The following is a 26,852-nucleotide window of genomic DNA, read 5'->3' on the forward strand; positions in this document are numbered from 1 at the left end:
ACTCTCTTGAAACGTTCAACTATGAACATCATTGTGCAACGATGAACAAAAAGCAAGTGACAACAGAACAACACCATTTTCCCTGGGATCATCCGCGGTTTCGAAGCTGGATCGCCGTCGCCCGCGCCTGCCAATTGATGCAGCAGACATTGACGCGGGAGCTCGCCCATCTAGACATCAAGCCGCCGCATCTCGATATCCTGATCAACCTCTATCGCTTTGACGGCATCACGCAGCAGGAACTCGCCCGCAAGTTGCTCGTCGGACGATCCAACATGAGCATGCTGCTGCCGCAGCTCGAGAAGCGCGGCCTGATAGAGCGCCGAGGAGACGAGCGCGACAAGCGCGTCTTGCGGCTCTCGCTGACACCGGCCGGCCGTACGCTCACCGAGGAGGCAATGGAGATCCAGACGGCGCTTATCGAGAAGTCGCTGACAGGCTCGCCGATCGAGGACTGCATGACGGTCGCTCAGTCGATGGAGCGGGTCATCGCCTTCCTGCTGAAGGAAGGTAGCGATTGAGAACGCGGGTCAGCGCGGCTTTTCCGACTTGTCGCGCGACATGCCCTTTTCGACCAACTCCTGCTCATAGGCAGCGAAGAGTTCCGCGCCCTTCTCTCCCAATTCGCGCAGGTAGCTCCAGGTAAAGATTCCCGTGTCATGGAAATCATCGAAGCCGATGCGCACGGCGTAATTGCCGGTCGGCTGCACAGAAATGATCTGGACATTGCGCTTGCCGGGTACGGTCACCCGTTGGCCAGGCCCGTGCCCCTGCACCTCGGCCGAAGGCGAAAGCACGCGCAGCAGTTCCGCTGACAGGTCGTAGGAGGCGCCGTCGTCGAAGGTGACGGTGAGGCGGTGACGGTCCTTCGATACGCGCAACTCAGTCGGCCAGAATTCACTCATGATACTCACTCCGCATTCATCCGCTGGGCACTGCAGCGCCGCGCGTCTTGTTAGACGCGCAAAGGACGCTGTGGCATTTTGAACCGCTGCATGTTTCCTTAAATCGACTGCGATTTAAGGAAACATGCAGTACCCCAGATCATGCCCAGGACCTACTAAATTCGTCCGCCCGCGAGCGCAGATCCTCTCCACGGAAAAGGGGAAGGATACGCTGATAAAGCGGAAACATTTTCAGATCGTTCGAGCCTATTCGGACGCAAATGCGCGTCTTCCTTCGAATTCTACCCAGCAACAACTTCCGATCGACCGCCACATCACCGAAATTTGCGACAGTATGCGCCTTGACGCGAGGGTTTTTGCCCACGACATTGAAAGCGCTGGGAGAAAAGCCTTGAACAATGCCGCGATAGACAGAACCGGCGCACAGCCGCTTGACAGTGCCACGACGCCGATGATCGATCCTTTCGGTCGGACGATCACCTATTTGCGCGTGTCAGTCACGGACCGCTGCGATTTCCGCTGCACCTACTGCATGGCGGAGCACATGACCTTCCTGCCGAAGAAGGATCTGCTGACGCTCGAGGAATTGCATCGGCTCTGTTCCGCCTTCATCGCCAAGGGCGTGCGCAAGCTCCGGCTCACCGGCGGCGAACCGCTGGTGCGCAAGAACATCATGTTCCTCGTCCGCGAACTCGGCAAGGAGATCCAAGGCGGCCACCTCGACGAGTTGACGCTCACGACCAACGGTTCGCAGCTGTCGAAATTCGCGGCTGAACTCGCCGATTGCGGCGTGCGCCGCATCAATGTTTCGCTCGATACCCGCGACCATGACAAGTTCCGCCACATCACCCGCTGGGGCGAGCTTTCGAAGGTCCTCGAGGGCATCGATGCGGCTCAGGCCGCCGGTCTCAAGGTGAAGATCAACACGGTGGCGCTCAAGGGCTTCAACGATGCCGAGATTCCCGAGCTGATGCGCTGGGCGCACGGGCGCGGCATGGACCTGACGCTGATCGAGACGATGCCGATGGGCGAAGTGGACGAGGACCGGACCGACCACTACCTACCGCTTTCCGAGATGCGCGAGCGTCTGGAAACTCAGTTCACGCTCAGGGATATTCCCTACCGCACCGGTGGCCCTGCCCGCTACGTCGAGGTGGCGGAAACCGGTGGACGCCTCGGATTGATCACGCCGCTAACCCACAATTTCTGCGAAAACTGCAACCGCGTCCGTTTGACCTGCACCGGCACCCTCTATATGTGCCTCGGCCAGAACGATGCCGCCGATCTCCGCGCGGCGCTGCGCTCGACGGACGACGACGCCTACCTCTCTCGCGTCATCGACGAGGCGATTTCCCGCAAGCCGAAGGGCCACGACTTCATCATCGACCGCGAACACAACCGCCCGGCCGTCGCACGTCATATGAGCGTAACCGGCGGCTGAGCGGCGTCGAGGGGCGTTCAAGCACTGCCCCTCATCCGCCTGCCGGCACCGTCTCCCCGCAGGCGGGGAGAAGGACGCTTGCCGCACCGACCTGCTTCCTCTCTGGCGATTAAACGGGAACGTCGCAGCACGTCATCCGCTGATGTCCCCTCGCCCCGCTTGCGGGGAGAGGGCCAGGGTGAGGCGCAGTTCCCGGCTTAGGCGGCGTATGTCGAGCCGTACCGGACCTCACCGTAATCGCCCACACCGCCGGTGCCGGTCTTGAAGCGTTCGATCTTCTCGTTGAGTGCTTCCACCTGCCGGCGCAGGCCATGGATTTCCGCCGTGTTCTCCTCGACCATCGCGGCGTTCTGCTGCGTGATCAGCTCGACCTCGTGAACGGCGGAATTGACCTCACTGAGACCGGTATACTGGTCAGCCGCGGACGCCTCGATATTGCTGACGAGCTGGTGAATGGTGGCGATATGCTCGTTGATGACCGTCAGCGCTTCGCCGGTCTCCTGCACCAGTGCCACGCCGCTGCGCACCTGGGCGGAACTCGCCGAGATCAGCCCCTTGATCTCGCGGGCGGCTCCTGCGCAACGCTGCGCCAATTCGCGCACCTCCTGGGCCACAACCGCGAAACCGCGGCCCGCCTCGCCGGCGCGCGCCGCCTCGACGCCCGCGTTCAGCGCCAGAAGATTGGTCTGGAAGGCGATCTCGTCGATCACGCCGATGATCGTGCCGATCTTTTCGGACGAGCGGTTGATTTCCGCCATGGCATCGATCGCCTTGGCGACGACCTGGCCGGAGTGCTGCGCATAGTTGTTCGTCTCATCGACCGACACCGTCGTGCGGCGGGCGCTTTCGGCGGTCGAGCGCACGAGCTCAGTCAGTTGACGGAGCGCACGCGAGCTCTCTTCAAGCGCCGCTGCCTGCTGCTCGGTACGGCGTGCAAGATCGTCGGCCGAAGCCGAGAGATTGCCCGTCCCACCGGAGATCTCTTCCGCGACGAGACGCACATCTGTCAGCGTCGCACGCAGCGCCTCGACGGCGTTGTTGTAGGTGCGGGCCATGATGACGTAATCCGCCGGCAGGTCTTCCGCCATGCCTTCCTCGAGGTTGCCGGCAGCAAGCTGGGCAAGAACATCGGAAAGAGCGTTGAGCGCCTGCATCTGCTCAGCTTCGATGCGCGCGCGTTCCTGCGAGCGCCGCGCCTCCTCTTCTGCAGACAATGTGCGCGCTGCCTCCGCCTCGCGTTCCAGCCTCACGTTTTCGAGTGCGTTGTCGCGGAAGACGGCAACCGAGCGCACCATGTCGCCGATTTCGTCGCCGCGGTTGCGGCCTTCAATCGCCACTTCGAGATCACCGTTGGCGAGCCGCGTCATGGTTTCGGTCACGCGCTTCAGCGGGCCGCGCAGTGTCTCGACCAGCATCAGGCCGCCGATTATCGCAAGCAGCGTTCCGGCGACCATTGCGACGATCGAGACCGTCGCCGAGCGCTGGCTGTCCTGCTTTCCGGCTTCCTGCGCGCTGCTGACGAAGTTTTCGAGCGTACGGCTCGCGTCAGCGACAAGCGTTGCGGCCTCGCTCTTGGCGGCCTGCCAGCGGCCGCCAACGTCGATCAACGCGGCCGTGCCCTTGTCGATGTTGTCGAGCGAGGGGCCGAGCTTCGCCGGCAGATCGCGGAGCGCTGCGTTCTTGCCGCCGAGCTCGGAAAGCTTCCCGGCTGTCTCGCGTACGGCGTTGATATCTGCAATCACGAGGTCGCGGCTCGCTGCATCGAGCGAGCGGTGCAGCTCGCTGATATGGAAGCGGGTATTGTCGAGGCCCTTGAAAGTATCGCTCATCAAGGCGATCAGCGTCTTCAGCGTCGAGATTTCCTCGTCCATGCCAACGAAGCGCTTGGCTGCGGTGTCTGAATTCTTGACCGCCTCCTTGGCAAAGTCGGCCTCGTATTTCGAGAGCTTGCTGAGGATCGGTACGAGGGCGTTCTTCTTCGCTTCATTGTCCTCGGCACCGGCGAGGATTGTCTGGATCTTCAGCGCCTGTTCCTTGAGTTCACCGATCGGCTTCTGGACCTTTTCGGAAGCAATCTTCTCGGCTTCCCCGATCTGCTTCAGCAGATGCGGCAGCAGTTTGTTCGCCTGATCGATCTTGGCGTCGGGATTGACCGCCATGGTTACCGGCAGGCGAAATTTCTTGATGCGTTCGGCAACGCCCTGATAGGCGGCTGCATCAAAGAGCAGCGCCTTGGCGAAGGCTTCCTTTTCACCCGATTCGCTCCGGATGATATCGATCTGCTTGTAGGCGCCGTTACCCTTCTCGCTCATGTCAGCAAGCGCCGCTTCCAGCGACGTCGTTACCGAGTCCTGCTCGACCTTGACCGCCCAGAGCTTGTCGGTCTGGTTGCGCATCTGGCCACCGAGTGCAACGACCGAGGCGATCTCAGCCTTGTCCGTGTCACGCGCCAGCAGCCCTTCGAGGGTTCTGACCCCCTCCTCCTGCTCGCCGACCTCTTTCGCAAGGACATCGCGCGTTTCCTCGCTCGGGTTATCGGCGAAGGCCTGCAAGGCACTGCGCAGAGCCTGGAAATCCGAGAGATTGTTGATGGTCTCGCGCGTGACGGTCATATGCCCATTGAGCGTACGAGCCGTGAAAAAGCCGACGAGACCGATCCCGGCGATCAGGGCCACGAGCGGAACCACGAAAAGGAGGACTTTTGTGACGATACGCAGGCGCTGTAGAAGGCGATCGATCAAAGACATTGCGGACCCCAGGTTCTTATTATGAGGAACATGCCCGCACGGTGGCTTCTCTTGGTGTTGAAATGCCGGCGGAAGCACCTCCCAGGCTCCGGCGGACACATCACGGATCGACGGTGCCAAAGAAGATTTGAGGCCCGTCATCCACCGATCGCTTCATGCGATTGCACTGCGGAATCATCGGGACGATAGGCAGCGAAACTTAAGATTCCGCGAATAAAGCTCCGAAGGCACGATCGCCCCTCGAATCTCGCGTCGGGCGGCTCGCTCTTCAAATGAAAAGCGATCCTGTACAAACGATGCTTGAGTTTGCGTGAAATGGCAGTCAATGCTTGGACAAGGAGCGCACCTCTTTGGATGGATTCGCCTCCTCCCGCCAAGCACCGCATTTTGGCCTCGGCCGAGGGCCACCAGGAAAGACGAATGCATTCATCTGCCAATGTCCGCGGCATCGTTTTCATGTGCCTTGCCATGGTCAGCTTTGCCTGCAACGACGCGCTCGTAAAATCCGTGACGGGCGTAATGAACACCGGCCAGATCATGTTCGTCCGCGGTTTGCTCACCACGCTGATGGTGCTGGGGTTCGCCGTCCACTTTCGGGCATTCCGGCCGATCCGAACGATCCTGCGGCCGGCGGTCCTGCTGCGTATCGCCATGGAGGCGCTGGCGTCGATCACCTATATTTCTGCGCTCGGGCAGATACCGCTCGCCAACGCCTCGGCGATCATGCAGGCGCTGCCGCTGGCGGTCACGCTCGGCGCGGCGCTTTTCCTGCGCGAACCAGTCGGATGGCGTCGCTGGACGGCGATCGCCGTCGGCTTCCTCGGCGTGCTGATCGTGCTGAGACCCGGGCCGGAAGGCTTCACACCGGCAGCGTTGACCGTCGTCGCCTGCGTTTTCTGCACCTCGACGCGCGATCTCTGCACCCGCCGGATCGGCAGCGACGTGCCCTCGCTCTTCATTACCGTTACCACCGCCACGGTGACGACGCTGGTCGGCGCTTTGCTGATCGTGCCGTTCGGCGGCTGGCAACCGATGTCGACCACTTCGCTGACCCATATTGCCGGTGCCAGCATTCTCCTGATGCTCGGCTACCAGACGATCGTGCTGGCGATGCGCGACGGCGACATATCGGTCATCGCGCCGTTCCGCTACACGAGCCTGCTCTGGTCGATCGGTATCGGCATTTTCTTCTTTGCGGAGACACCGGATCGCTGGATGCTGACGGGGGTCGCCATCATCGTCGGCTCCGGCCTCTATACCTTCTATCGCGAGAGCCTGCGCGGGCGGAAGGCCGTCGCCCAGAGCTCCCTTGCGGGCCCCCTCGAATAGAGGAACGCGTCGATGGTCACGAATGCCCCTCACACACCGCAACGCCCGCCCGCCGTCATTCTTGCCGGCGGAAGGTCCTCGCGCATGGGGCGCCCGAAGGCGGCCCTCGTACTCGATGGCCGGACCATGCTCGACTACATCATCGAACGGCTCGCCCCGCAGGTGGGCAGCATCGCTCTCAACCTCAATGCCGATCCCGGCATCGACCTGCCGCAGGGCCTTCCGGTACTGACCGACATGGTGCCCGGTTACTTCGGACCCCTTGCAGGCATCCTCACCGCCATGCGCCACGCTGCAGAGGTTGCGCCGCATGCGGCCCATGTTCTGACCGTGCCGACCGACACGCCGTTTTTTCCCGACGACCTCGTCGGCCGGTTTTCCTCCGCACCGGACCTGGAGGGGAAGATTGTCGTCGCTTATTCCGGCGGAGAGATGCATCCGCTTTTCGCGCTCTGGCCGGTCGCGATCGCCGATGATCTCGAGGCCTGGATCCGCACCGACACCAAGTTGCGCGTGCGCGCTTTCATTGCGCGCCACCCTTCGGCAGCGGTAGACTTCCCGATGATCGCGACGAAGGCTGGTCCGCTCGACCCATTCTTCAACATCAACACCCCCGAAGAACTTCAGCAGGCCGAAGCTTGGGCGCAACGCCTCAAGGATCGCAAACCATGACCCAACCCAGAATATTCGGCATTGCCGGCTGGAAGAACTCCGGCAAGACCGGGCTTATGGTCCGTCTTGTCAGCGAAATGACGCGGCGCGGCTATGTCGTGTCGACGATCAAGCACGCTCACCACGACTTCGACATCGACAAGGTCGGCGCCGACAGCTACCGCCACCGGGAGGCCGGCGCGCATGAGGTCACGATCGTCTCCTCGACGCGCTTCGCAATCATGCACGAGCTGCGCGGCGCGCCGGAACCGTCTTTCGAGGAAGTGCTGGCGCGACTTGCGCCCTGCGATCTCGTGCTTATCGAAGGTTACAAGCGCGAGCCGATCCCGAAGATCGAAGCGCGGCGGATGGATTCGGCCAACCGTGAGCCCCTGGCGCCGAGCGACCCGCACATTGTTGCCATTGCCGCGGATCATCCGGTGACCGATACCGATCTTTCAGTCTTCGAGCTCGACGACACGGCCGCGATCGCCGATTTCGTGGAAAAGGTTACGCGACTGCGCGGCTGAGCCTCCGGATCGTGCTTTCCGCTGCACCTGCTCAACGGCATTGCAGTGCTTCCGACGCCAGACATAGGAACGGGGCCGGTCTCCCGGCCCCGTTCTCGTCAAACAACGAGTGGCGGCGAAAACCTCTGCCGCCCCGCTGCAGTGCTTACCGCTGCGCGACTGGCCGGACGAGCGGCGTCACGCGGCGAATAGTCACGCGCCGGTTCTCCTCCTCGGCCTCCGATGTGCGCACCTTCAGGAAGCGCTCGCCGTAGCCTTGCGTCACGAGGTTTTCGGCCGGCACGCCATAGACTTCGCTGAGGAGCACGGCGACCGACTCCGCACGCTGGTCGGAAAGAACCAGGTTGTCGCGGTCGGAGCCGACGGCGTCCGTGTGGCCCTCGATGAAGAAGGTTTCACCCGGATCCTTCTCAAGGACCTTCGACATCGCGTCCGCGACGCCGCGCAGCGTCTTGGCCTGTGACATCGACACCTCGGCGCTACCCGTCTCGAAGTGGATCGTGTCGAGGTCGATACGGCGAACCTTGTCACGCAGGCGGGCGGAGTTGCGCACCTCATCGATCGTGTAGACGCGCTCGACCTGCTCGACCGGCGGCTCGGACAGGAACTCGTAGTAGTCCCGATCCGGATCATCGGCGTAGTCGACGATATAGTCCTCGACCGGTATCGTCAGGCGCATCGGCGGCAGATCATAGCCGACGTCTACAATCGCCGGACGGTTATCATCCTCATCGTACTCGGGCGCGTAGATCATCAGATACTCATTGCCGTCGCGGTCAATACGCGAGCGCTGCACGATATCGCCATAGCGGTTGTAGATCGTGACGATTTGATAACCACCGGGGCGAACGATCGTCTCGCGCACGCGATCGCGCGGCAGCTGGTCGTAGTAGGTTTCCTGCGAGTCGCGCCGCAGACGGGGCCGGTCGTCGCCGCGAACGAAGATGCGGTCGCCGACGCCGAGGATCACCCGGTCTTCAACTTCCTCGACGACCTGCACCTCGGTGACTTCGGTCGTCGTGTTGTTGATCACCGTATTGTTGACGATCGTGTTGTTGACGATGTTGGTCGTCTGAGGGACGGCGAAGGCCGGAGCTTCCTCGATGCGCTGCCCCTCTTCCTTGAGATTGGCCTCGATCCTCTGCGGAAGTTGTTCCCGAACCTCGGTCGATATTTCCGCCTGGGCGGCGGCATCGTCGGTCGGCGGCGCTACGCTTTCTTCCTTGGCACGCAATTCCTCGCGCTGCTTGCGCCGCGCTTCGCGCGCACGGTTGCCGCCGACATTGTCGGCATCCTTGTCGCTGTCGAGAACGGCCGCACCGTTTTCGACCGGAAGCACAACCGTGTCGTCTGTTGCCGCCGGATCCTTGGCGATCTTGACCTTCTCTTCCTCCGTGCGCTTATCCACGACTTCCGGAGCGGGGCGAGCCTGCGGCTGTTCGCCCGTCTCCTGCTCTGCCGTCGCGGGCGGCGCCACTCCAAGAGTGGGCTCGTCGCCCTGGCGCTGTTCTTCAGCCTGCTGCTGGCGCTTCTTGCGTGGAGCCTGCTGCTCCTCGGCCTGCTGCGGAGCGCCCTCCTCGGCTGCTGGCTGCTGTTCTTCAGCCTGCTGCTGACGCTTCTTGCGTGGAGCCTGCTGCTCCTCGGCCTGTTGCGGAGCGCTTTCCTCGGCGGCAGGCTGCTGTTCTTCAGCCTGCTGCTGGCGCTTCTTGCGTGGAGCCTGCTGCTCCTCGGCCTGCTGCGGAACGCCCTCCTCGGCGGCTGGCTGCTGTTCTTCAGCCTGCTGCTGGCGCTTCTTGCGCCTTGGAGCCGGCTGCTCCTCGGCCTGCTGCGGAGCGCCCTCCTCGGCGGCTGGCTGCTGTTCCTCAGCCTGCTGCTGGCGCTTCTTGCGCCTTGGAGCCGGCTGCTCCTCGGCCTGCTGCGGAGCGCTTTCCTTGGCGGCCGGCTGCTGTTCTTCAGCCTGCTGCTGGCGCTTCTTGCGCCTTGGAGCCGGCTGCTCCTCGGCTTGCTGCGGAGCGCTTTCCTCGGCGGCCGGCTGCTGTTCCTCAGCCTGTTGCTGGCGCTTCTTGCGCCTTGGTGCCGGCTGCTCTTCGGCCTGCCGCGGAGCGCTTTCCTCGGCTGCAGGCTGCTGTTCTTCAGCCTGCTGCTGGCGTTTCTTGCGCCTCGGAGCCTGTTGCTCTTCGGCCTGCGGTTGCTGTTCCTCAGCCTGTCCCTGGGATTCCTGGGCTTGCTTTCTGCGCTTCTTGAGCAACAGCAAATCCTCAGGCGACGGTTCCCCCGCGCCTTCCTGAGCAACTTCGAACGGCGCCATCAGGCTCTCGGCAAGCGCAGGCTGTACGGCAAAAGTCGCCGCGAATACCGGCAAGGCCACCGTCGCGAAAAGTCTGGATCGAATCGACATTGTTTTCCTTCCTCTTATTGGGAGGCTCGGCTCGCTGCGCGTCCTGATCCGATTGAACGGTCACGCCTGCAAGCCTGCTCCCACAGGGCCATGATCCGCGGTTTCCGACTTTTTTGTGGTCAGTCGCGTTCGTAATCGCAACGCTGCAGTCGCGGATCGGTTCCGCTTCAAGGGCTATCGGACGCGACATTAACCTCGCCTGAACAAGCCGTTCATCTTTCTCTCGCGCCATCGAAGAGGACGAAAGACGCGTGAATCCCCTTTCGCGGTGGGCGATGGCGCTTTCCAGTTGATTTTTACAGGAGAAGTACGAATATCCCGGCAACCGTGGCGGAAGCCTCGGCCCTATTTGGCACCCGCGAATAAGAAAAAAACGGGTGTCAGCCAACAGAGAGGATAATCATGCGTATTTCCAGACGGCTGGCAGCCGCCGCATCGGCTGCCGTTTTCGTGCTGATGGCCAGCACCGCCATGGCAGATGGCGAAAAGGTCGTTATCGGCACGGAAGGCGCCTACCCGCCCTTCAACAATCTCGAAGCGGACGGCTCGTTGACAGGTTTCGACATCGACATCGCGAAGGCCCTTTGCGAAGAGATGAAGGCTGAATGTACATTTGTGACCCAGGATTGGGACGGCATCATCCCGGCGCTCATCGCCAAGAAGTTCGACGCGATCGTAGCTTCCATGTCGATCACCGCCGAGCGCAAGGAGAAGGTAGACTTCACCAACAAGTACTACAACACGCCGCCGGCGATCGTCGTTCCGAAAGACTCGCCGATCACCGAAGCGACCGAAGCCGCACTTGCTGGCAAGGCGCTTGGTGCGCAGGGTTCCACTACCCACTCCAACTATGCCGAAGCGCACATGAAGGAGTCGGAAGTGAAACTCTATCCGACCGCGGATGAGTACAAGCTCGACATCGCCAATGGCCGCGTCGATGCCGTCATCGACGACGTTGTCGTACTTTCGGAATGGCTGAAGACCGAGGATGGCGCTTGCTGCAAGCTGCTCGGCACGCTGCCGATCGACCCGGTCATCAATGGCGAAGGCGCGGGCATTGCCGTTCGCAAGGGCGACGACGCGCTGCGCGAAAAGCTCAACAAGGCAATCGAAGCCATCCGTGCAAACGGCAAGTACCAGGAAATCAACGAAAAGTACTTCCCGTTCGACGTCTACGGCAGCTAATCGACGCGACTACAGCGCCGTGCGTCTTTTTCAGGTGCACAAAGGTCGCTGTAGCACTTTGAATGGCGGAATGTTTTTAAATCGGCTCCGATTTAAGGAAACATGCAGTAGGCTCGATTTTCGCGCCGGTCATGCCGGGGAAATCTCGGTTGATGAAAAAAATGCAACGGCGGATGGCTTGCCCTTCCGCCGTTTTTGTTTGACAAGAACCCTCGAAAATAAGCGTCATTCGCCCAAAAAAGAACGCTGCAAGGGGAATCTATTGGCATGAGCGGACTGTTCGCCGCCTTTTTCTCCGTTTTCGCCTGGATCGGGTCGGTCATCGATCCGCTCTGTGGCCCGATCGGAGTGTTTCATTGGTTCGGCTCAGGCACGCTTCTGGCGTGTGGCGATGCCGGATGGGGCGACGAGATCGCCTACGGATTCCTGGTGACGGCGAGCCTCGCGATCGCCACCCTGCCCATCGGGCTGGCGGCCGGCTTCTTCATCGCACTCGCGAAGCAATCGAAAGAACGGTCGCTCCGCCTTGCGGCCAATATCTATACGACGATCTTTCGCGGCCTGCCCGAGCTCTTGACGCTCTTCATCGTCTACTACGGCCTGCAGATCCTGGTGCAGCAGTTCCTTGCCGGCGTCGGCTACGAGGGCCCGGTGGAGATCAACGCCTTCGTTGCAGGCATGATTGCACTCGGGGTCGTCTTCTCCGCCTATTGCTCGGAAGTACTGCTCTCGGCCTTTAAGGCGATTCCGCATGGACAGTACGAAGCCGGCGACGCGCTCGGCTTCCATCGCGGTAAAACGATGCGATTGATCATCCTGCCGCAGCTCGTGCGCATCGCGCTTCCGGGCCTCGGCAACCTCTGGATGGCACTGCTCAAGGACACCGCCCTCGTCTCGGTCGTTGGCCTGCCTGACATTCTCCGCCAGACGGGCGTCGCCGCTCGAGTCACCAAGCACGCGTTCGAGTTCTTCGGCATCGCCTGCATTCTCTTCCTGATCCTGGCGATGATTTCATCCGTCGTCTTCTCGGCGCTCGAGCGCTGGACCAAACGCGCGGAGATGAGCCGATGAGCATTGCCGAAACCATGATCCCGCCCCAGGCACCGCCGCCGGCACCACCGAAACCCTACACCCTGTCGCGCTTCATCGGCAGCGTCACGCTCGGTGTCTGGCTCGCGCTTGCCGTCGGCATCTTCCTCACCGTCGTCAACGGCTGGGACCCCGAGAAATTCTCGAAATACGGGCCAAGCTTCGTGTCCGGCCTCGGCGTTACGCTGACGCTGGTGATCTCTTCGATCGTCATGGGAGCGATCCTGTCGCTGCCCGTGGCGATTGGGCGTATGTCGAAGAACAAGATATGGTCCTGGCTTTCCTATGCCTATGTCTATTTCTTCCGCGGCACGCCGCTGATCACCCAGCTCTTCCTCGTCTACTACGGCCTCGGCAGCTTCCGCCCGCAGCTCGATGCGATGGGACTCTGGTGGTTCTTCCGGGACGCCTGGAACTGCGCGCTTTTTACGTTCACGCTGAACACCGCCGCCTACCAGGCCGAAATCCTGCGCGGCGCCATCCAGAGCGTGCCGCGCGGCCAGCACGAAGGAGCCGCGGCACTCGGGCTGTCGCAGCGCGTGGCTTTCTTCAAGATCATCCTGCCCCAGGCGATGATCGTCGCGCTCCGCCCCTACGGCAACGAGATCATCCTGATGATCAAGGGCTCGGCGATTGTGGCGATCGTGACCGTCTTCGACCTGATGGGCGAGACGCGCCGCGCCTTCTCCCGCACCTTCGACTATCAGATGTATGTCTGGGCCGCGGTTCTCTACCTGCTGATGGTCGAATTGCTGCGCAACGTCTGGGCTTTGCTGGAGGCGCGGCTGACGCGGCATCTGAAACGATAGCGCAGCGGCTGACGGGCAGCGGCTTTCCGATCGCCATTCGCATTCCCGACGCTCGTGCGGCCGGATCGCTTGTTCTTTGAAGGCTTGGCAGCAGCGGTTGACGAGTGCTGCCAAGCCTTTGTTATTCTGCAGGAAATCCCGTTTCCGCACAAATATTAGGACTTGATTAATAGATCAAGCGTTTCATCATAGAGACCAACCTTTGCGAGAAGTGAGGTCCTGATGACGAACGAGATGGAACTGCAGCTCAAGGGTTACGGCCTGACGACGGCCCAGATTCTCTACCGGATGCCCGATCATCCGGCCTTCCTCCAGAGCTATATCTGGCAGCACTACGACATCGCGCCGGACTTTCCGGAGATGCGCCACTTCCTGAAGTTCTGGCAGGAGAAACTGGACGGGCCATTGCATTCGGTGCACTACGTGCATCGCAAGCTGATATCGGCCACCGAATGGCGGTCACTCAAGGGCGAATTCATTCTCCACTGAAGCGGGCGACGGCTGCATTCCAACTGAGCATCCCATTCCCGAACGGATGCGGTCACGGCAATTCGTTGCTCTCGAACTTGAGTTTCTCACAGCGGCAAGTGCGGACGTCCTCATGCACCATCTGCGACTTCAAACGTGCACCTCACCGTGAGCGAGCTCGCCCTCGTGCAGTTCCTTGTGCAGCGACGCATAAAGAACAAGGACGTAAAAGAGCGCGACGCCGATCATCACCGCCCAACCCGGTAGCGGCCCAAGCGCGGCATTTTCAGTGACGTCGGCCCAGGAACGAACGTGGCCGAAGGGTTCGCCATTGGTGGAAATTTTCGGTGACGAGATTTTCAGGGCCCAGGCCAAAAGCAGGATCAGATACATCCAGCAATAGTTGCGTTGAAGCCTGCGACAGACGGCCTCGCGGTAGCTCATCAGAAAGGCCGGCTTGCGCAGGCTCATTGCGATCGACACCGACCATTTGACGCTTGGCGTCCCCTCCGGCGAAAGGATTTGAGCGAAATAGCCACGCTCGAGTTGGCGCACGCGTGCGCGATAGACATCGAAGAAACGATAACGCCTTGCCTCGATCAGCAGCAGCAAGGTGATCAAGAGCATCGCGAACAGCAGAACGCCATGATGCGAGGACGGCGTCGAGAGCGACACGGAAAGCATCGCCGCGACAACGGTGATCGCCCAGTTCGACGTCCGGTCGATGCGGTCCCGCCATCCGGCCATTCGGCCCATTTCGCCGCGATAATAGTGCACGATCGTGTTGATCGTCTCCTGTGTCGTCTGCGGCAGCGGCGGCGCCTGCGCTTGGCGCTCGGGCAATTCCTTGTCCAATGTCAGCGGGCTGAGTTCAGCGGACATCGGCATTCCCTCCCGGCTTTCGTTGTTGAATGGATGATGACTCGTTTCCGGCCCCGGATAAATCCCGCCGAGCTTGCGCATCGTCATTTTTTTACCGAATGCTAAAGGTTCGCCTTTCGTTCCATAGGGTATTATCTGGCGCATGGATTTTGCGATCGAGAACACCCTCTGCACGGCGGATTGCCAAAGGCTGCGGACGGTCGTAAGAAGCGCCCATGACCCAACAGACGAAGAAGATCGACGAAGAAGCCCTGGCGGAGGCGTACAATCGCGCGCTTTCGCTGGAGAAGTCCGGTAATTTCGACGCAGCCGCAACGGCTTACGCGGAAGTCCTGGCGCTCGACCCCGAAGATCACGGCGGCGCCGCTGTTCGCCTCGCCTCGATAGGACGCGGCGAAACGCCGTTGAAGGCGCCCGACGCCTATGTCGCGACGCTCTTCGACCAGCATGCCGATGTCTTCGAGAACGTCCTCGTCGACCAGCTTGACTATTGCGTCCCGCTGCTGGTGCGCCAGCGCCTGCAGGCTCTGGGACTGGGCCCCTTCCAGCGCGTTCTCGATCTCGGCTGCGGCACGGGCCTCACCGGCGGCGCGCTCCGCGACATGGCGGAAGACATCACGGGCATCGACCTCTCCGAAAACATGGTCGAGATCGCCCACGAAAAGGATCTCTACGAGACGCTCTACGTTGCCGAAGCGATCGATTTCCTGGACGACAACGACGAAGCCCCCTTCGACGTGATCGTCGCAACCGACGTGCTGCCCTATATGGGCGCGCTCGAAGCGCTTTTCTTCGGCGCCGTCGACAATCTCGTTCCGGGAGGTCTGCTGATCTTCTCCAGCGAAACCCTTCCGGTGGAGGCCCTTGCCGGCCGCGACTACATGGTCGGCCCGCATCAGCGTTTTGCCCACTCGGAAGCCTACCTGCGCAATCGCCTGACGGTGACCGGTTTCGAGATCAAAGAGATCGGCGACATCACCGTGCGCATGGAAGAAGGCGAGCCGATCGCCGGGCAGTTGGTGGTCGCTCGTTTCAAGCCCTGATTGCAGTACAACTCTTGTCGGCGCGCGCCGGGGCGCTATCCTGTTTGAATGGACTTTGTTGAGATTTTCCAGCGCCTCGGCGTGGCGCTAGCCATCGGCCTGCTTGTTGGCTGCGAGCGAGGTTGGCAGGAGCGCGACGAACCCTCCGGCGGCAGGACCGCGGGTATTCGCACGTTCGCCCTTTCGGGCCTCCTCGGAGGGCTCTCCGGCTACCTGCAAACGCTCACCGGCCCCGTCATGCCGACCGCGCTGCTGCTGCTCTTCGGCACTGCCTTCGTCATTTTCAGACGACGGGAGGCTAAGGAAGAGGGCGATTACGGCGTTACGACCGTCGTCGCGGCTTTTGTCGTTTTCGCGCTAGGCGCCATGGCGGTCGTCGGCGACCTGCGGCTCGTCGCGGCTGGTGCCGTCGTCACGACGGCGCTGCTCGCCGCCAAACGCAGCATGCACCGCTTCCTGCAGCTATTGACTTGGCTGGAAATCCGGGCGGCCCTTATTCTTCTGGCGATGACCCTGGTCGCTCTGCCGCTGCTGCCCAACGAGACCGTCGATCCGTGGAATGTCCTCGACCCCTTCGACCTGTGGCTTTTGACCATCACGATCGCTGCGATTTCCTTCGTCGGTTATGTCGCCATTCGCGTTGCCGGCCCCAGTCGCGGCATCCTGTTTGCGGGCGCGGCCGGCGGGCTGGTTTCCTCGACGGCGCTGACGCTCTCCTTTGCACGCTTCGCGACTAAGGCGCCGGAGAGCGCCCGCCGGCTGGCGTCCGGCGCCGCCATTGCCGGCGCGTTGTCGCTCATTCGCGTTCTCGTCATCGCCGGGGCGCTGGCATGGTCCCTTCTGATACCGCTGGCAATTGCGTTGGTCCCCTCCACGCTCGTTCTCGTGGGCGCCAGCCTAATGGTCATCCGCGGCGACGATGGCAAGAAGGGCGCTCCGGACCTTCGGCTCGAAAACCCCTTCGAACTTGGCGAGGTGCTGCGATTCGGCGCCCTGCTTGGCGCTGTTATGCTCGCCTCAAAACTCCTGGTCGAAAGAGTCGGTCAGACCATGCTTTTTGTCGTTGCCGCCGTATCCGGCCTCATGGATGTCGATGCAATCACGCTCTCAACGGCGCGGCTCACCGGAACAGCCGTCGATGTCACGACCGCCGTTGCCGCGATTCTCATCGCGGTAGTCGTCAATCTGCTGACAAAAGCGGTTCTTGCTTTCACCGCCGGCGGCAAGGGACCGTACGCCATCACGCTTGCTCTGGCGACGTTGGCCTCGATCGCGGCCGGTGCGCTCGCCTATTTCACGCTGGGCTCTCTGGTTCCCGCATCCTGGTTACAGCCCACGGATTAAACCGGCGCGCCGCCCTTCCGCCTCCCGCTCGTTTCCGCTAAACCTCTCGCGACATGAGGTAAGGAGAATTGCAATGGCCAAAGTCGCATTCATCGGTCTCGGCGTCATGGGATACCCGATGGCCGGTCACCTCAAGGCCCGCGGCGGACATGACGTGACGGTCTACAACCGCAGCGCAGCCAAGGCGGAACAATGGGCAGCCGCCTTCGGCGGACGGACGGCCGCTACGCCGGCCGAAGCGGCAAAGGGCCAGGATTTCGTTTTCTCTTGCGTCGGCAACGACGACGACCTTCGCTCGGTGACCATCGGCAAGGACGGCGCCTTCGAGGCGATTGGCTCCGGAGCGATCTTCATCGACAACACGACCGCGTCCGCCGAAGTTGCCCGCGAGCTTAACGCCGCGGCCCAGGCAAAGGGCGTTCACTTCATCGATGCCCCGGTTTCGGGCGGCCAGGCCGGCGCCGAGAACGGCGTGCTCACCGTCATGTGCGGCGGCGACGCTGACGCCTTCGAGAGAGCCAAGCCCGTCATCGAATCATATGCCCGCATGGTCGGCCTGATGGGCCCCGTCGGAGCCGGGCAGCTCACCAAGATGATCAACCAGATCTGCATTGCCGGCCTCGTGCAGGGGCTGGCCGAAGGCATCCACTTCGGCAAGAAGGCGGGCCTCGACATCGAGAAGGTGATTGACGTCATCTCGAAGGGTGCCGCCGGATCCTGGCAGATGGAGAACCGCCACAAGACGATGAATGCCGGCAAATACGATTTCGGCTTCGCCGTCGACTGGATGCGCAAGGATCTCGACATCGTGCTGGCCGAAGCCCGCCGCAACGGCGCCAAGCTCCCGGTCACGGCCCTGATCGATCAGTTCTACGCCGATATCCAGGCGCTCGGCGGCAATCGCTGGGATACGTCATCTTTGCTCGCCCGCCTCGAAAAATGACGCTTTCGCCCGCGTCCACGGCCGGCGAAATCATCGAGCACCTGAGGACACTCGGCTCGGAAGAGAACGTTGCTGGCATGGCGCGGTTCGGCATAGAGACCGGAACGGCGCTCGGCGTTTCGAATGTCGAACTTCGTCGAATCGCCCGACGGGTGAGGTCCGACCACGCCCGCGCGCTCGAACTCTGGAAGTCGGACATCCGCGAGGCACGCATACTTGCTGCCTTCACCGCCGATCCCAAGGCGCTGACGCGCGAGGAGGCGCGCCGCTGGGCGGCCGACTGCGATTCCTGGGAAGTCGTCGATACGATTGCCGATCTCTTTCTCTCCGCGCGGTTCGAGCAGGCGCTCGTCACGGAATTTGCCGCTGACGACCGGGAATTCGTCCGCCGCACCGCCTTTGCGATGATCGCGACGGCCGCCGTGCATCTCAAAGAAGAGCCGGATGCAACGTTGCTTGCCTGGTTGCCGCTGATCGAGGCACATGCCGAGGACCGGCGCAACTACGTAAAGAAGGCGGTCAATTGGGCGCTAAGGCAGATCGGCAAGCGCAACGCCGCCTGCCACGGACCGGCCCTGGCGCTTGCGCAAAAGCTTGCCGCAAGCGAGAACCGCACGGCGCGGTGGACCGGTAGGAACGCGGAGCGCGAATTGAACGGCACCCAGGTCCGCGGAAGACTCGGCCTCCGGGCGTAACCGGACCGGCGATGCCGGCCCGCGGACGAATCATCATGAATGCCGGTGAAGAAACGTAGCGATATGGCTTGACGCTACATCGTCACATGAAAAGAGCGGCGTGCCGCTTTCCACCCGCATACCGCTCCAGGTATCAGAGCCGATCACGTTCATAATTTTGGGTCGGTACAACCCAATGTTATCGTGATCTAGCGCATGTCGAAAAGTTCCTGGTGGAAGCGCTGCTTCACGGGAAAGCCCTGTGCGGCGAAATCCTGCCGGAGCGCTGCGCCCAAACCCACCGGCCCGCAGAACCAGATGCTTGCCTCGCGCCAATGGGGCACATCCTCGCGGATGCGCTGGCCGTTCAGGCGGCCATCGCGAGCATCGATCAAAAGATGCAGGCGGACATTTGCGGCCTTCGCATCCGCGGCAAGCTTGGTGAGCGCATCCTCGTCGACTTCGGCCGTCGGGTGGAAAAGATCGACCGTCTGTCCTTCCGGCCAATCGGGCGTCTGTTTCGAGGCCATGTGTTTCATGCGCGCGACGAAAGGTGTGATGCCGATGCCACCGCCGATCCAGATCTGGTGTGAACAGTCGTCGTCGAAGGTGAAACAGCCGTAAGGGCCTTCGATACTGACTTCCTGGCCGATCTTCAGCTTCTCGGGAAGGCCGCTGGTATGGTCGCCCAGAGCCTTGGTGATAAAGGTTATCCTGGGGTCTTCCGGGTTCCAGTTGGATGCGATGGTGTAGGGGTGCGCCCCTTCGGAGGCATTGGACATGGCGAAGGCGAACTGGCCTGGCTTGTGACCCGGCCAGCCGGTGGGCACTTCCACAACGCCTTCGAGCGACCTGACGCCGGGATAATACTGCAGGAAGGAGATCCTGCCTTCGACTTTCCGGCCGGCCCCCACCCGACGCAAAAGGACGACTACCGACGCCCACGTGCCGCAGGCAAGCAGCAGGGCTATCACCCAGCCGATCGGCGACGTCCAATAGCTGAACTTGAACAGGACTACCGCATGGAAAACCAGCACCATGTAGGCGACGGCGAGAAGCCGGTGCGTCTTGTAGAAGAGCCGGTAGGGAAAATAGTGGACGAGCGCTAGCGCGATCAGCAGCGCGGCGGCATAGAATGCCCATTCGCCCCAGCCTTCCGCCGCACTGCGCAGGCTCGAGAAGAACGCCTCGACCGGGTTCTCGATCGGGGGCCGCTCGCCGCGCTGTGGCCGCTCGAGCAGAGCCCAGCCGGCCGCCCATTTGGGTCCCTTCGCCCAAAGCCAATGGATGACGCCGATCGCGAGCGCAGCGATGCCGAGCCATTTGTGTAGGCGGTACATCTTGTCCAGTCCGCCGAGCCAGGTCTCTGGCCACCGCGGTCTGAGCGCTAGAAACATCGCCACGCTCATCGCGCCGATGGCGAGGATACCGCTATATTGCACTGCCATCGCACGGATTGCGAAGAAGCCCGTTGCCTGCAGCGTCGACGGTTCCGCTGCAAGCCACAGGACGGTCAATAAAACAAGGAAGCCCCAAAGTGCGATCCTGATGTTCTGCATGACCACCACGCTTTTCGGTTCAATGAACGCGCCAGGAAGGGGGCTTAGTCTATATCATTCCGAGCCTACAACCAATAGTCGAGGGGGCACGCATATGTCTTTGACATGACGCAAAATACTCCCGAGCAGCGCAAAGGTGGCCGCGACACGCGCAGCTCCCGGCGTCGCGAGCCCGATGGACAAGCTCGCAACAAACTTCCAAGCGGCAATCCTCGTCGCCACAATCGTTATCTGGTGGGCTGATTGAGTCTGGAGCCTAAAGTCCGTCGGATGAAATGGAATTCACACGACGGATGGGCCATTGTTACGCATGTCGTCCCCGAAAACCGCTACGCACTTTGCGCGACATGCACTATTCCTCGCTCGCCTTTGCCTGGTCGACCACCATGTAATCGAGCGGCAATTCGGTCGTGTACTTGATCTGCTCCATCGCGAAGGCCGAGGACACGTCACGGATCTCGATCTTGGCGATCAGCCGCTTGTAGAACGCGTCATAGGCGCCGATGTCGGGTACGACGACCCGAAGCAGGTAATCCACGTCGCCGCTCATGCGGTAGAATTCCACCACTTCCGGAAAGTCGGCGACCACTTCGGAGAAACGGCGCAGCCACTCCATCGAATGCGAATTGGTGCGGATCGAAACGAACACCGTCACCTTGGTGTTGATCTTCACCGGATCGAGCAGAGCGACGCGGCGGCGGATGACGCCGTCCTCCTCCATTTTCTGGATACGCCGCCAGCAAGGCGTGGTCGAAAGACCGACCTTCTTGGCGAGGTCGGCAACGGCCAGAGTCGAGTCTTCCTGCAGAAGCCGCAGGATCTTACGGTCTAGGCGATCCATGAAAAAACCTCTCGAATATTTTTCCCTTCATAACGCGGATCTTGTGAAAATAAAGAAAATTGTTTCAAGAAATCAACCGGGCGACACGGGCGCGCAGGAACGGCAGCAAGTCCGTTTCAAACCAGGGATTTCTCCGCAGCCAGGCGGTATTGCGCCAGCTTGGGTGGGGAATCGGCAGGACGGCCGGGCCGGCATTGCGCATCACGTACCGCTGCCAGTTCTGCACCGTCTCGGTCATAGAGGCCGGGCAGTCCTGCCCGATATGCCAGCGCTGCGCGTAGTGGCCGATCGCGAGCACGAGCTCGATCTGTGGCATGGCGTCCATCACCCGCTGCCGCCAGAGCGGTGCGCACTCGCGCCGCGGCGGGAGATCGCTGCCGTGTCGGTCATAGCCCGGGAAGCAGAACCCCATGGGGACGATCGCGAATTTTTTCGGGTCGTAGAATGTCGGCCGGTCGACGGCGAGCCACTGGCGCAGCCGATCGCCTGAGGCATCGTTGAAGGGCAGTCCGCTCTCATGCACCCGCAGTCCGGGCGCCTGGCCTGCGATCAATATCCGCGCCGAATCCGATATGACCGCGACGGGCCGTGGTTCGTGCGGCAGCCGATGCGCCTCGCCGCGCGCTGGGCTGTCGCGACAGATGCGGCATGCGGCAATTGCTGCGCGCAATTCTTTCAGATGATGTGCGCCGCTATCCGCCATTGACGAACTTCCTGAAAATCTCTCGGACCTGCTCCTCCAGCCATTGAAGGATGAACCCCGACCAATTGTCCGTCTGATGCGGCGTTTCCTCCGCGCCACCATTTGACCGGCGCCATGCCTGCGGACGAAGGAAATCACCGCTCCAGACGCCGACGCCGCCTTTGCGCGCCATGTCTTCCTCGTTCTGGTAGCGGCCATAACTGACCGCATAGCCAGAGAGAACCATCTCGCGGCCGAGATCACGCTGACCGGCCTCGCAGACACCGAGGTCGCGACCATATCGGTCGTGGCCATGCAGGCGGCAGGCGGTCGTGAGGCCACCGGTAAGCCTCTTCAGACGCTCGCGTGCTTCGCCGCCGCAATCCCATGCCGCCTCGCCACGCCGGCAGGTCTGGCCGATCTCGGGCGCGTCGATGCCTTCGAGCCGTATGCGCCGCCCGTCGAGCCTCAGGCTGTCGCCATCGCTTGCGGTGGCTGCACCCTGCAACTCGCCGGTCACCGTCCGTTCCGGCGGCGGCAGCTTCGCGGCAACATAGGCGCCGATGCTGAGCAGAATGAGGAAGATCCAGCCGCCCATCATCCCAGAACCTTTTCTGGGTTCGACGGCCGCTGAACGGTTAAATCCGAACCGTCGCCTCGGTGTAGGCGACCTTGCTCCCGCGCCACTGATGATGCGGAACCTCCGCTTTCCCGATCTCACCCACGCACCTCATCACTCGACACTGCCAGCCTCACTCTGCCTCTCCAAAAAACGCAATCGCGCCACAATGGTTTTCGAATCCTTGCCGGGCAGCAACTTCTTAAGGATTGCACCCTAGACTGCAAGCTGGACACAATCCCTTGATCAAGAGCATGAGTATCGTCGCCAGCACATCGACAGATAAGATCATCGTCGACAAGTCGCGAAGTCATCGAAACAAGGCCGTTTCGAAGACCGTGCGGGCGACGCGCGAGCGGCTGCAGACGGGCTCGTCCGCCCCGACCGGCTTCGAGCGGGAAATGCTTCTCCTGCACATCGATTCCGTCCTGCATGGGGCGATTGCCCTGCCCTTCCTCGTCGCGCTGATTGCGGCCATCGGCGTCTATCTTTCCGGCGAGCCGGACATCCTCGCCTGGGCGTTGGCGACGCTCTCCGCCCATGCCGTGATCGTATTCCTCGCACGCAAGGCGAAGCGGGAGGACATCGGCGCTGAAAAGGTTGCCGTCTGGCGCCGCCGCTTTCTCGTCGGCCAGCTGCTGATGGGGCTTTGCTGGGCGATTTTCGCCACCCAGGATTGCGCCTCCTGTGGCGATATCCGCTTTGGCTTCTTCGAGGGGACTGTCCTGCTGATTGCGCTCGCTGCAACCGCCATGGGCACCTTATTGTTGCGAAACGCCCTGCTCTACACGTTTCTGCCGGTCGTTGCCGCGCTTGCCTTCTCGTCGGCGACCACCGGCGATCCCGTCCACGTCGGCCTCACCGGAATCCTCTCGCTTTCGCTCGTCTTCCTCGTGTTCATGACCGGCCGTATGAACCGCGCCAACGTTCACATCCTTTCCGTCCAATCGGAAAAGGACGACCTCATCGCCGAGCTCGAAGTGGCAAAATCCATGTCCGACGAAGCCCGCCGGCGCGCTGAGGAAGCCAATCTCGCGAAATCCCGGTTCCTCGCCTCGATGTCGCACGAGCTGCGCACGCCGCTGAATGCCATTCTCGGCTTTTCCGAGGTCATGTCGACGGAGGTGCTCGGGCCGCTCAGCAATCCGACCTACAAGGAATATACGTCCGACATCCACCGTTCCGGCGAGCATCTGCTCAACCTCATCAACGAGATCCTCGACCTCTCACGTATCGAGGCCGGCAAGTACGATCTCAACGAGGAAGCGGTGAATCTCGTCGAGATCGCCGAGGATTGCATCGGCATGGTGCAGCTTCGCGCGCGTTCAAAGAACATCTCGATCGGTGAGCAGCTCGAACAGGGCATGCCCGCCGTCTGGATCGACGAGAAGGCAATCCGCCAGGTGACGCTGAATCTGCTTTCTAACGCGGTGAAGTTCACGCCATCGGGTGGCGAGATCACCGTCAAGGTGGGCTGGACCGCGGGCGGCGGACAATATCTGTCGATCAAGGACAATGGCCCGGGCATTCCCGAGGAAGAAATCCCGATCGTGCTTTCCGCTTTCGGTCAGGGCTCGATCGCGATCAAGAGCGCCGAACAGGGTACCGGGCTCGGCTTGCCGATCGTCCAGGCGATCCTCGCCAAGCACAATGGCCAGTTCATCCTCCGCTCGAAGCTTCGCGAGGGCACGGAAGCCATCGCGATCCTGCCGCCCCGTCGTGTGCTCGAGAGCGTTCCGCCGGTCGAGGATGTCCGGGCGTTGGAACCGCGCCGCAAGAGCTTCGCCTGATCTGCGCGCAGGTCAGTTCATGAACCCGGCAAGAAAGACCACGTAAAAGGCATAGGCGGCATTGGCCAGGATAAGGCAGAGGCAGGCGAAGGACCCGAGGTCCTTAGCGTTCTTTCCCATTTCCGAGATTTCCGGCGAGACGCGATCGACGATCTCCTCGATCGCCGTGTTGATCGCCTCGAAAGCCATCATGAGGAGGAACAGGATCGCCATCGCGACGTATTGAAAGAGGGTCGCGCCGGCGATGAAGAAGGCCACCATGGCGATGGCAAACGCGATGAGCTCGTGCCTGAACGCCGCCTCCCCGATCAGTCGCTTCGCCCCGCCGAGCGAATAGCTGGCTGCTGCAAAGAGGTGCCGTATGCCGGTATGCTTGTCGGCAGCTCCGGAGCGGCCGTTGCGCGGGGTGGTGTTGTTGGCGTCCATTTTATCTCGACAGGCTCAAAACTGCGGAAGCTACGATATCGCGATTGAGGCGAATAAAAGGCCGCCCGAACTTTAGACCTGCAACCATCGCTCGTCGCGTGCCTCTGGATAGGAGAGCCGGCTGCCCCGATCAAGCCCGCCGAGACGGTGCTTTCCGGGTCCGACAGCCTATCGACAGCAACGGTGGCACGTGGTCGAGCTGCGCGCAAGGCTGCCGCACCGACCGCCAAGCGGACCTGAACGCGGCAGCCTTGGTGACTAAACGCGCGCGACTACTCTTTGTTGCTGACGCCGGCCTGAGCGAAGGTTGCCATGCCGCTGTGGCAGGCGGCCGCGGCCTTGACGATGCCCGCGGCGAGCGCGGCACCCGTGCCTTCGCCGAGCCGCATGCCAAGCGCCAGAAGCGGCGTCTTGCCGAGCTTCTCGATCGCGCGCATATGTCCGGGCTCTCCGGAAACATGGCCGATCAGGCAGTGGTCAAGGGCCGCAGGGTTGGCGGCCTTCAGGATCGCTGCCGCCGCCGTCGCGACGTAACCGTCGATGATAACCGGAACCTTCTGCATGCGTGCGGCGAGGATCGCACCGGCCATCGCCGCGATTTCGCGGCCGCCGAGCCGGCGCATCAGTTCGAGCGGATCGGAGAGGTGGTCGCGATGGAGCGCCACAGCCTTCTCGACCGCGGCGATCTTGCGCTTCAGCACCTCGCCTTCCGAGCCTGTTCCTGGTCCGACCCACTCTTCCGCAGCACCGCCGTAGAGGCCGAGGTTGATCGCGGCCGCGATCGTCGTATTGCCGATCCCCATCTCGCCGATGCAGAGAAGATCCGTTCCGCCGGCGATCGCCTCCATGCCGAAGGCCATGGTCGCCGCACAATCGCGCTCGGAAAGGGCAGCCTCCTCGGTGATGTCGCCGGTCGGATAGTCGAGCGCAAGGTCGAACACTTTCAGGCCGAGATCCTGGCTGACGCAGATCTGGTTGATCGCCGCGCCGCCGGCAGCGAAATTCTCCACCATCTGTGCCGTTACCGACGGCGGAAAGGGTGTCACGCCCTGGCGTGTCACCCCATGGTTGCCGGCAAAGATCGCGACCAGAGGTCGGGTGACGGTAGGCGGGCGACCGGTCCAGGCGGCAAGCCAGAATGCGATTTCCTCAAGACGCCCAAGCGCGCCCGGTGGCTTCGTCAACTGCGCATCCCGTTCACGCGCCGCCACGAGCGCCGCCGAATCCGGACCTGGCAGGTTGCGCAACAATTCGCGGAAGTCATCGAATGGAAGGCCGCTGGCACTCATGGAGAATCCTTGCATGTAAAAAGCGTCGGTTGGCGCACGTCATAGTGTGTGGGGCCGCGTCCGGCAACGGCATTTGCGCCAGATGCTGTCGCCGGAGCATGATCGGAAGAAGCACGACGATTCGACCTGCTGCATGTTTCTTTAAATCGCAGTCGATTTAAGGATAAGAACGTGCAGCGATTCAAAGCACTGCAGCGTCCTTTGCGCGTCAGATTGAGACGCGCGGCGCTGTAGATGGGCCCGCGGGAGGGGGAATGGCAAATATCGGCGATCTCTGGGACGATGTGGCGCGTGCGGTCGCCTTCCTCAGCCGCATTCCCGTCCCGCAACGCCATTTCTCGGACCATGACGGGCGCCTCGATCGTGCCGTGCGTGCCTTTCCCTTTGCCGGCGTACTGATCGCCCTGCCCGCAGCGGCGCTCGCGGCACTCCTGATTGCGCTTCATACGAGTTCGCTCTTCACCGCCTTCCTTGTCGTGGCCGTGCAAGCCCTCGTCACCGGAGCCCTGCACGAGGACGGCCTCGGCGACACCGCCGACGGCTTCGGCGGCGGACGCGACCGCGAAAGCGCGCTCGCGATCATGAAGGACAGCCGCGTCGGAACCTACGGTGCCCTGGCGCTTATCCTGTCCGTCGGCCTGCGTGTTTCCGCGCTCGCGTCCTTCTTGCCGCTCTTCACGCCGATCGGTGCAGGGCTCATGCTCCTCGGCGTGGCGGCGCTCACCCGCGCGGCCATGGTTTGGCATTGGTCTCGCCTGCCGCCTGCGCGTCCCGGCGGTGTGGCCGCATCGGCCGGCACGCCCGATCCGCAAGCGACCTCCGTCGCGCTCGGTTCCGCCGTTCTTTTCGCGCTGCTCCTGTTCTACACGGCCGGCGTTCCTGCTGTCGCGGTGCTGCTCGCGCTGGCCGCCTTCGCGCTGACCGTAAAGGCATTTGGAAAGATCGCATCGCGCAAGCTTGGCGGCCATACCGGCGATACGATCGGTGCGACGCAGCAACTGACGGAGATCGCCATTCTCGGCGCCCTTGCGCTGACGATCTGAAAGCCCAATATTGTGCTAGCGCCGCGCGTCCTATTAGACGCGCAAAGGACGCTGTAGCACTTTGAATCACCGCATGTTTTTATCTTCAAATCGGCTATGATTTAAGGAAACATGCAGTAGATGCGAAGTGAAAACGGGATACTGGCCGGGAACCACTTCCGGCGA

The 26,852-nt window shown here is 61.9% G+C and carries 25 protein-coding genes; 15 read left to right on the plus strand and 10 right to left on the minus strand.

Going from position 1 to position 26,852, the window contains the following annotated elements:
- Positions 1–41 precede the first annotated feature (41 nt).
- A complete protein-coding gene (locus RB548_RS08520) occupies positions 42–521 on the plus strand; it encodes a MarR family winged helix-turn-helix transcriptional regulator (RefSeq protein WP_331374496.1) in 480 nt (159 codons plus the stop codon).
- A 9-nt stretch (positions 522–530) separates the two neighbouring features.
- On the opposite strand, the gene RB548_RS08525 is transcribed toward RB548_RS08520, so the two are convergent.
- Positions 531–905: a DUF971 domain-containing protein gene (locus RB548_RS08525; protein ID WP_331374497.1), complete on the minus strand. Its 375-nt coding sequence runs from the start codon at positions 903–905 to the stop codon at positions 531–533.
- Positions 906–1,296: 391 nt separating this feature from the next.
- Between RB548_RS08525 and moaA the strand changes: the two genes are divergently transcribed.
- Positions 1,297–2,346 carry a GTP 3',8-cyclase MoaA gene (gene moaA / locus RB548_RS08530; RefSeq protein ID WP_331374498.1) on the plus strand — a complete coding sequence of 350 codons (1,050 nt, stop codon included), beginning with the start codon at positions 1,297–1,299 and terminating at the stop codon, positions 2,344–2,346.
- A gap of 197 nt (positions 2,347–2,543) precedes the next feature.
- On the opposite strand, the gene RB548_RS08535 is transcribed toward moaA, so the two are convergent.
- On the minus strand, positions 2,544–5,093 hold the full coding sequence (locus RB548_RS08535) for a methyl-accepting chemotaxis protein (protein ID WP_331374499.1): 2,550 nt from the start codon (positions 5,091–5,093) through the stop codon (positions 2,544–2,546).
- A 420-nt stretch (positions 5,094–5,513) separates the two neighbouring features.
- Here RB548_RS08535 and RB548_RS08540 point away from each other — a divergent pair, with 420 nt between their 5' ends.
- The 3 genes from RB548_RS08540 to mobB are packed head-to-tail and all read left to right on the plus strand — an operon-like array spanning position 5,514 to position 7,603.
- Positions 5,514–6,422 (plus strand): DMT family transporter, encoded by a 909-nt coding sequence (locus tag RB548_RS08540; RefSeq protein WP_331374500.1) that lies wholly within the window; start codon positions 5,514–5,516, stop codon positions 6,420–6,422.
- A gap of 12 nt (positions 6,423–6,434) precedes the next feature.
- Positions 6,435–7,094: a molybdenum cofactor guanylyltransferase MobA gene (mobA, locus tag RB548_RS08545; RefSeq protein WP_331374501.1), complete on the plus strand. Its 660-nt coding sequence runs from the start codon at positions 6,435–6,437 to the stop codon at positions 7,092–7,094.
- Positions 7,091–7,603, plus strand: a complete 513-nt coding sequence (mobB, locus tag RB548_RS08550; RefSeq protein ID WP_331374502.1) for a molybdopterin-guanine dinucleotide biosynthesis protein B — start codon at positions 7,091–7,093, stop codon at positions 7,601–7,603. The genes mobA and mobB overlap by 4 nt, the downstream gene beginning before the upstream one ends.
- 145 nt (positions 7,604–7,748) lie before the next feature.
- Here mobB and RB548_RS08555 read toward each other — a convergent pair whose 3' ends face one another.
- On the minus strand, positions 7,749–10,001 hold the full coding sequence (locus RB548_RS08555; protein ID WP_331374503.1) for an OmpA family protein: 2,253 nt from the start codon (positions 9,999–10,001) through the stop codon (positions 7,749–7,751).
- Between the two features lie 402 nt (positions 10,002–10,403).
- Between RB548_RS08555 and RB548_RS08560 the strand changes: the two genes are divergently transcribed.
- From RB548_RS08560 to RB548_RS08575, 4 genes are all read left to right on the plus strand, one after another.
- Positions 10,404–11,186, plus strand: a complete 783-nt coding sequence (locus RB548_RS08560) for an ABC transporter substrate-binding protein (protein ID WP_331374504.1) — start codon at positions 10,404–10,406, stop codon at positions 11,184–11,186.
- Between the two features lie 267 nt (positions 11,187–11,453).
- Positions 11,454–12,257: an ABC transporter permease gene (locus RB548_RS08565; protein WP_331374505.1), complete on the plus strand. Its 804-nt coding sequence runs from the start codon at positions 11,454–11,456 to the stop codon at positions 12,255–12,257.
- On the plus strand, positions 12,254–13,084 hold the full coding sequence (locus RB548_RS08570; RefSeq protein WP_331374507.1) for an ABC transporter permease: 831 nt from the start codon (positions 12,254–12,256) through the stop codon (positions 13,082–13,084). The genes RB548_RS08565 and RB548_RS08570 overlap by 4 nt, the downstream gene beginning before the upstream one ends.
- A 222-nt stretch (positions 13,085–13,306) precedes the next feature.
- Positions 13,307–13,573, plus strand: a complete 267-nt coding sequence (locus RB548_RS08575) for an usg protein (protein ID WP_331374508.1) — start codon at positions 13,307–13,309, stop codon at positions 13,571–13,573.
- A gap of 129 nt (positions 13,574–13,702) precedes the next feature.
- Here RB548_RS08575 and RB548_RS08580 read toward each other — a convergent pair whose 3' ends face one another.
- Positions 13,703–14,434 (minus strand): DUF2270 domain-containing protein, encoded by a 732-nt coding sequence (locus RB548_RS08580; RefSeq protein ID WP_331374509.1) that lies wholly within the window; start codon positions 14,432–14,434, stop codon positions 13,703–13,705.
- Between the two features lie 215 nt (positions 14,435–14,649).
- On the opposite strand from RB548_RS08580, the gene RB548_RS08585 reads away from it, so the two are divergent.
- From RB548_RS08585 to RB548_RS08600, 4 genes are all read left to right on the plus strand, one after another.
- Entirely contained in the window at positions 14,650–15,477 is an 828-nt protein-coding gene (locus RB548_RS08585; protein WP_331374510.1) for a methyltransferase, read from the plus strand.
- A 48-nt stretch (positions 15,478–15,525) separates the two neighbouring features.
- Positions 15,526–16,821 carry an MgtC/SapB family protein gene (locus tag RB548_RS08590; RefSeq protein ID WP_331374511.1) on the plus strand — a complete coding sequence of 432 codons (1,296 nt, stop codon included), beginning with the start codon at positions 15,526–15,528 and terminating at the stop codon, positions 16,819–16,821.
- Positions 16,822–16,894: 73 nt separating this feature from the next.
- On the plus strand, positions 16,895–17,764 hold the full coding sequence (locus RB548_RS08595; RefSeq protein ID WP_331374512.1) for an NAD(P)-dependent oxidoreductase: 870 nt from the start codon (positions 16,895–16,897) through the stop codon (positions 17,762–17,764).
- Positions 17,761–18,459: a DNA alkylation repair protein gene (locus RB548_RS08600; protein WP_331374513.1), complete on the plus strand. Its 699-nt coding sequence runs from the start codon at positions 17,761–17,763 to the stop codon at positions 18,457–18,459. Before RB548_RS08595 ends, RB548_RS08600 begins: the two co-directional genes overlap by 4 nt.
- 188 nt (positions 18,460–18,647) lie before the next feature.
- On the opposite strand, the gene RB548_RS08605 is transcribed toward RB548_RS08600, so the two are convergent.
- The 4 genes from RB548_RS08605 to RB548_RS08620 form a co-directional block, all read right to left on the minus strand.
- Positions 18,648–19,997 (minus strand): ferredoxin reductase family protein, encoded by a 1,350-nt coding sequence (locus tag RB548_RS08605; RefSeq protein ID WP_331374514.1) that lies wholly within the window; start codon positions 19,995–19,997, stop codon positions 18,648–18,650.
- Positions 19,998–20,349: 352 nt separating this feature from the next.
- Complete coding sequence (locus tag RB548_RS08610) at positions 20,350–20,838, minus strand: Lrp/AsnC family transcriptional regulator (protein WP_331374515.1); 489 nt, start codon at positions 20,836–20,838, stop codon at positions 20,350–20,352.
- A gap of 64 nt (positions 20,839–20,902) precedes the next feature.
- Positions 20,903–21,541, minus strand: coding sequence for a uracil-DNA glycosylase family protein (locus RB548_RS08615; RefSeq protein WP_331374516.1), 639 nt, complete (start codon positions 21,539–21,541; stop codon positions 20,903–20,905).
- Entirely contained in the window at positions 21,531–22,241 is a 711-nt protein-coding gene (locus RB548_RS08620; protein WP_331374517.1) for a thermonuclease family protein, read from the minus strand. The genes RB548_RS08615 and RB548_RS08620 overlap by 11 nt, the downstream gene beginning before the upstream one ends.
- A 152-nt stretch (positions 22,242–22,393) precedes the next feature.
- Between RB548_RS08620 and RB548_RS08625 the strand changes: the two genes are divergently transcribed.
- Positions 22,394–23,929 carry a sensor histidine kinase gene (locus tag RB548_RS08625; protein WP_331374518.1) on the plus strand — a complete coding sequence of 512 codons (1,536 nt, stop codon included), beginning with the start codon at positions 22,394–22,396 and terminating at the stop codon, positions 23,927–23,929.
- A gap of 12 nt (positions 23,930–23,941) precedes the next feature.
- Here RB548_RS08625 and RB548_RS08630 read toward each other — a convergent pair whose 3' ends face one another.
- The gene (locus RB548_RS08630) at positions 23,942–24,355 is read right to left on the minus strand and encodes a diacylglycerol kinase (protein ID WP_331374519.1); all 414 of its coding nucleotides are present in this window, start codon (positions 24,353–24,355) and stop codon (positions 23,942–23,944) included.
- 272 nt (positions 24,356–24,627) lie between these two features.
- A complete protein-coding gene (gene cobT / locus RB548_RS08635) occupies positions 24,628–25,644 on the minus strand; it encodes a nicotinate-nucleotide--dimethylbenzimidazole phosphoribosyltransferase (protein WP_331374520.1) in 1,017 nt (338 codons plus the stop codon).
- 254 nt (positions 25,645–25,898) lie between these two features.
- Between cobT and RB548_RS08640 the strand changes: the two genes are divergently transcribed.
- Positions 25,899–26,687, plus strand: coding sequence for an adenosylcobinamide-GDP ribazoletransferase (locus RB548_RS08640; protein ID WP_331374521.1), 789 nt, complete (start codon positions 25,899–25,901; stop codon positions 26,685–26,687).
- Positions 26,688–26,852 lie beyond the last annotated feature (165 nt).

Origin of the sequence: Sinorhizobium chiapasense, from assembly GCF_036488675.1 — a bacterium.
GTDB classification, from domain to species: Bacteria; Pseudomonadota; Alphaproteobacteria; order Rhizobiales; family Rhizobiaceae; genus Sinorhizobium; species Sinorhizobium chiapasense.

Bases quoted from the DNA above. Each gene is read 5' to 3' on its own strand.
- mobB (WP_331374502.1), top strand. From the start codon at position 7,091: ATGACCCAACCCAGAATATTCGGCATTGCCGGCTGGAAGAACTCCGGC.
- RB548_RS08535 (WP_331374499.1), bottom strand. From the start codon at position 5,093: ATGTCTTTGATCGATCGCCTTCTACAGCGCCTGCGTATCGTCACAAAA.
- RB548_RS08610 (WP_331374515.1), bottom strand. From the start codon at position 20,838: ATGGATCGCCTAGACCGTAAGATCCTGCGGCTTCTGCAGGAAGACTCG.
- RB548_RS08560 (WP_331374504.1), top strand. From the start codon at position 10,404: ATGCGTATTTCCAGACGGCTGGCAGCCGCCGCATCGGCTGCCGTTTTC.
- RB548_RS08640 (WP_331374521.1), top strand. From the start codon at position 25,899: ATGGCAAATATCGGCGATCTCTGGGACGATGTGGCGCGTGCGGTCGCC.
- RB548_RS08565 (WP_331374505.1), top strand. From the start codon at position 11,454: ATGAGCGGACTGTTCGCCGCCTTTTTCTCCGTTTTCGCCTGGATCGGG.
- RB548_RS08595 (WP_331374512.1), top strand. From the start codon at position 16,895: ATGGCCAAAGTCGCATTCATCGGTCTCGGCGTCATGGGATACCCGATG.
- RB548_RS08630 (WP_331374519.1), bottom strand. From the start codon at position 24,355: ATGGACGCCAACAACACCACCCCGCGCAACGGCCGCTCCGGAGCTGCC.
- RB548_RS08590 (WP_331374511.1), top strand. From the start codon at position 15,526: ATGGACTTTGTTGAGATTTTCCAGCGCCTCGGCGTGGCGCTAGCCATC.
- RB548_RS08585 (WP_331374510.1), top strand. From the start codon at position 14,650: ATGACCCAACAGACGAAGAAGATCGACGAAGAAGCCCTGGCGGAGGCG.
- RB548_RS08540 (WP_331374500.1), top strand. From the start codon at position 5,514: ATGCATTCATCTGCCAATGTCCGCGGCATCGTTTTCATGTGCCTTGCC.
- RB548_RS08625 (WP_331374518.1), top strand. From the start codon at position 22,394: ATGAGTATCGTCGCCAGCACATCGACAGATAAGATCATCGTCGACAAG.
- RB548_RS08570 (WP_331374507.1), top strand. From the start codon at position 12,254: ATGAGCATTGCCGAAACCATGATCCCGCCCCAGGCACCGCCGCCGGCA.
- RB548_RS08600 (WP_331374513.1), top strand. From the start codon at position 17,761: ATGACGCTTTCGCCCGCGTCCACGGCCGGCGAAATCATCGAGCACCTG.
- cobT (WP_331374520.1), bottom strand. From the start codon at position 25,644: ATGAGTGCCAGCGGCCTTCCATTCGATGACTTCCGCGAATTGTTGCGC.
- RB548_RS08575 (WP_331374508.1), top strand. From the start codon at position 13,307: ATGACGAACGAGATGGAACTGCAGCTCAAGGGTTACGGCCTGACGACG.
- RB548_RS08555 (WP_331374503.1), bottom strand. From the start codon at position 10,001: ATGTCGATTCGATCCAGACTTTTCGCGACGGTGGCCTTGCCGGTATTC.
- RB548_RS08580 (WP_331374509.1), bottom strand. From the start codon at position 14,434: ATGTCCGCTGAACTCAGCCCGCTGACATTGGACAAGGAATTGCCCGAG.
- RB548_RS08605 (WP_331374514.1), bottom strand. From the start codon at position 19,997: ATGCAGAACATCAGGATCGCACTTTGGGGCTTCCTTGTTTTATTGACC.
- mobA (WP_331374501.1), top strand. From the start codon at position 6,435: ATGGTCACGAATGCCCCTCACACACCGCAACGCCCGCCCGCCGTCATT.
- RB548_RS08520 (WP_331374496.1), top strand. From the start codon at position 42: ATGAACAAAAAGCAAGTGACAACAGAACAACACCATTTTCCCTGGGAT.
- RB548_RS08525 (WP_331374497.1), bottom strand. From the start codon at position 905: ATGAGTGAATTCTGGCCGACTGAGTTGCGCGTATCGAAGGACCGTCAC.
- RB548_RS08615 (WP_331374516.1), bottom strand. From the start codon at position 21,541: ATGGCGGATAGCGGCGCACATCATCTGAAAGAATTGCGCGCAGCAATT.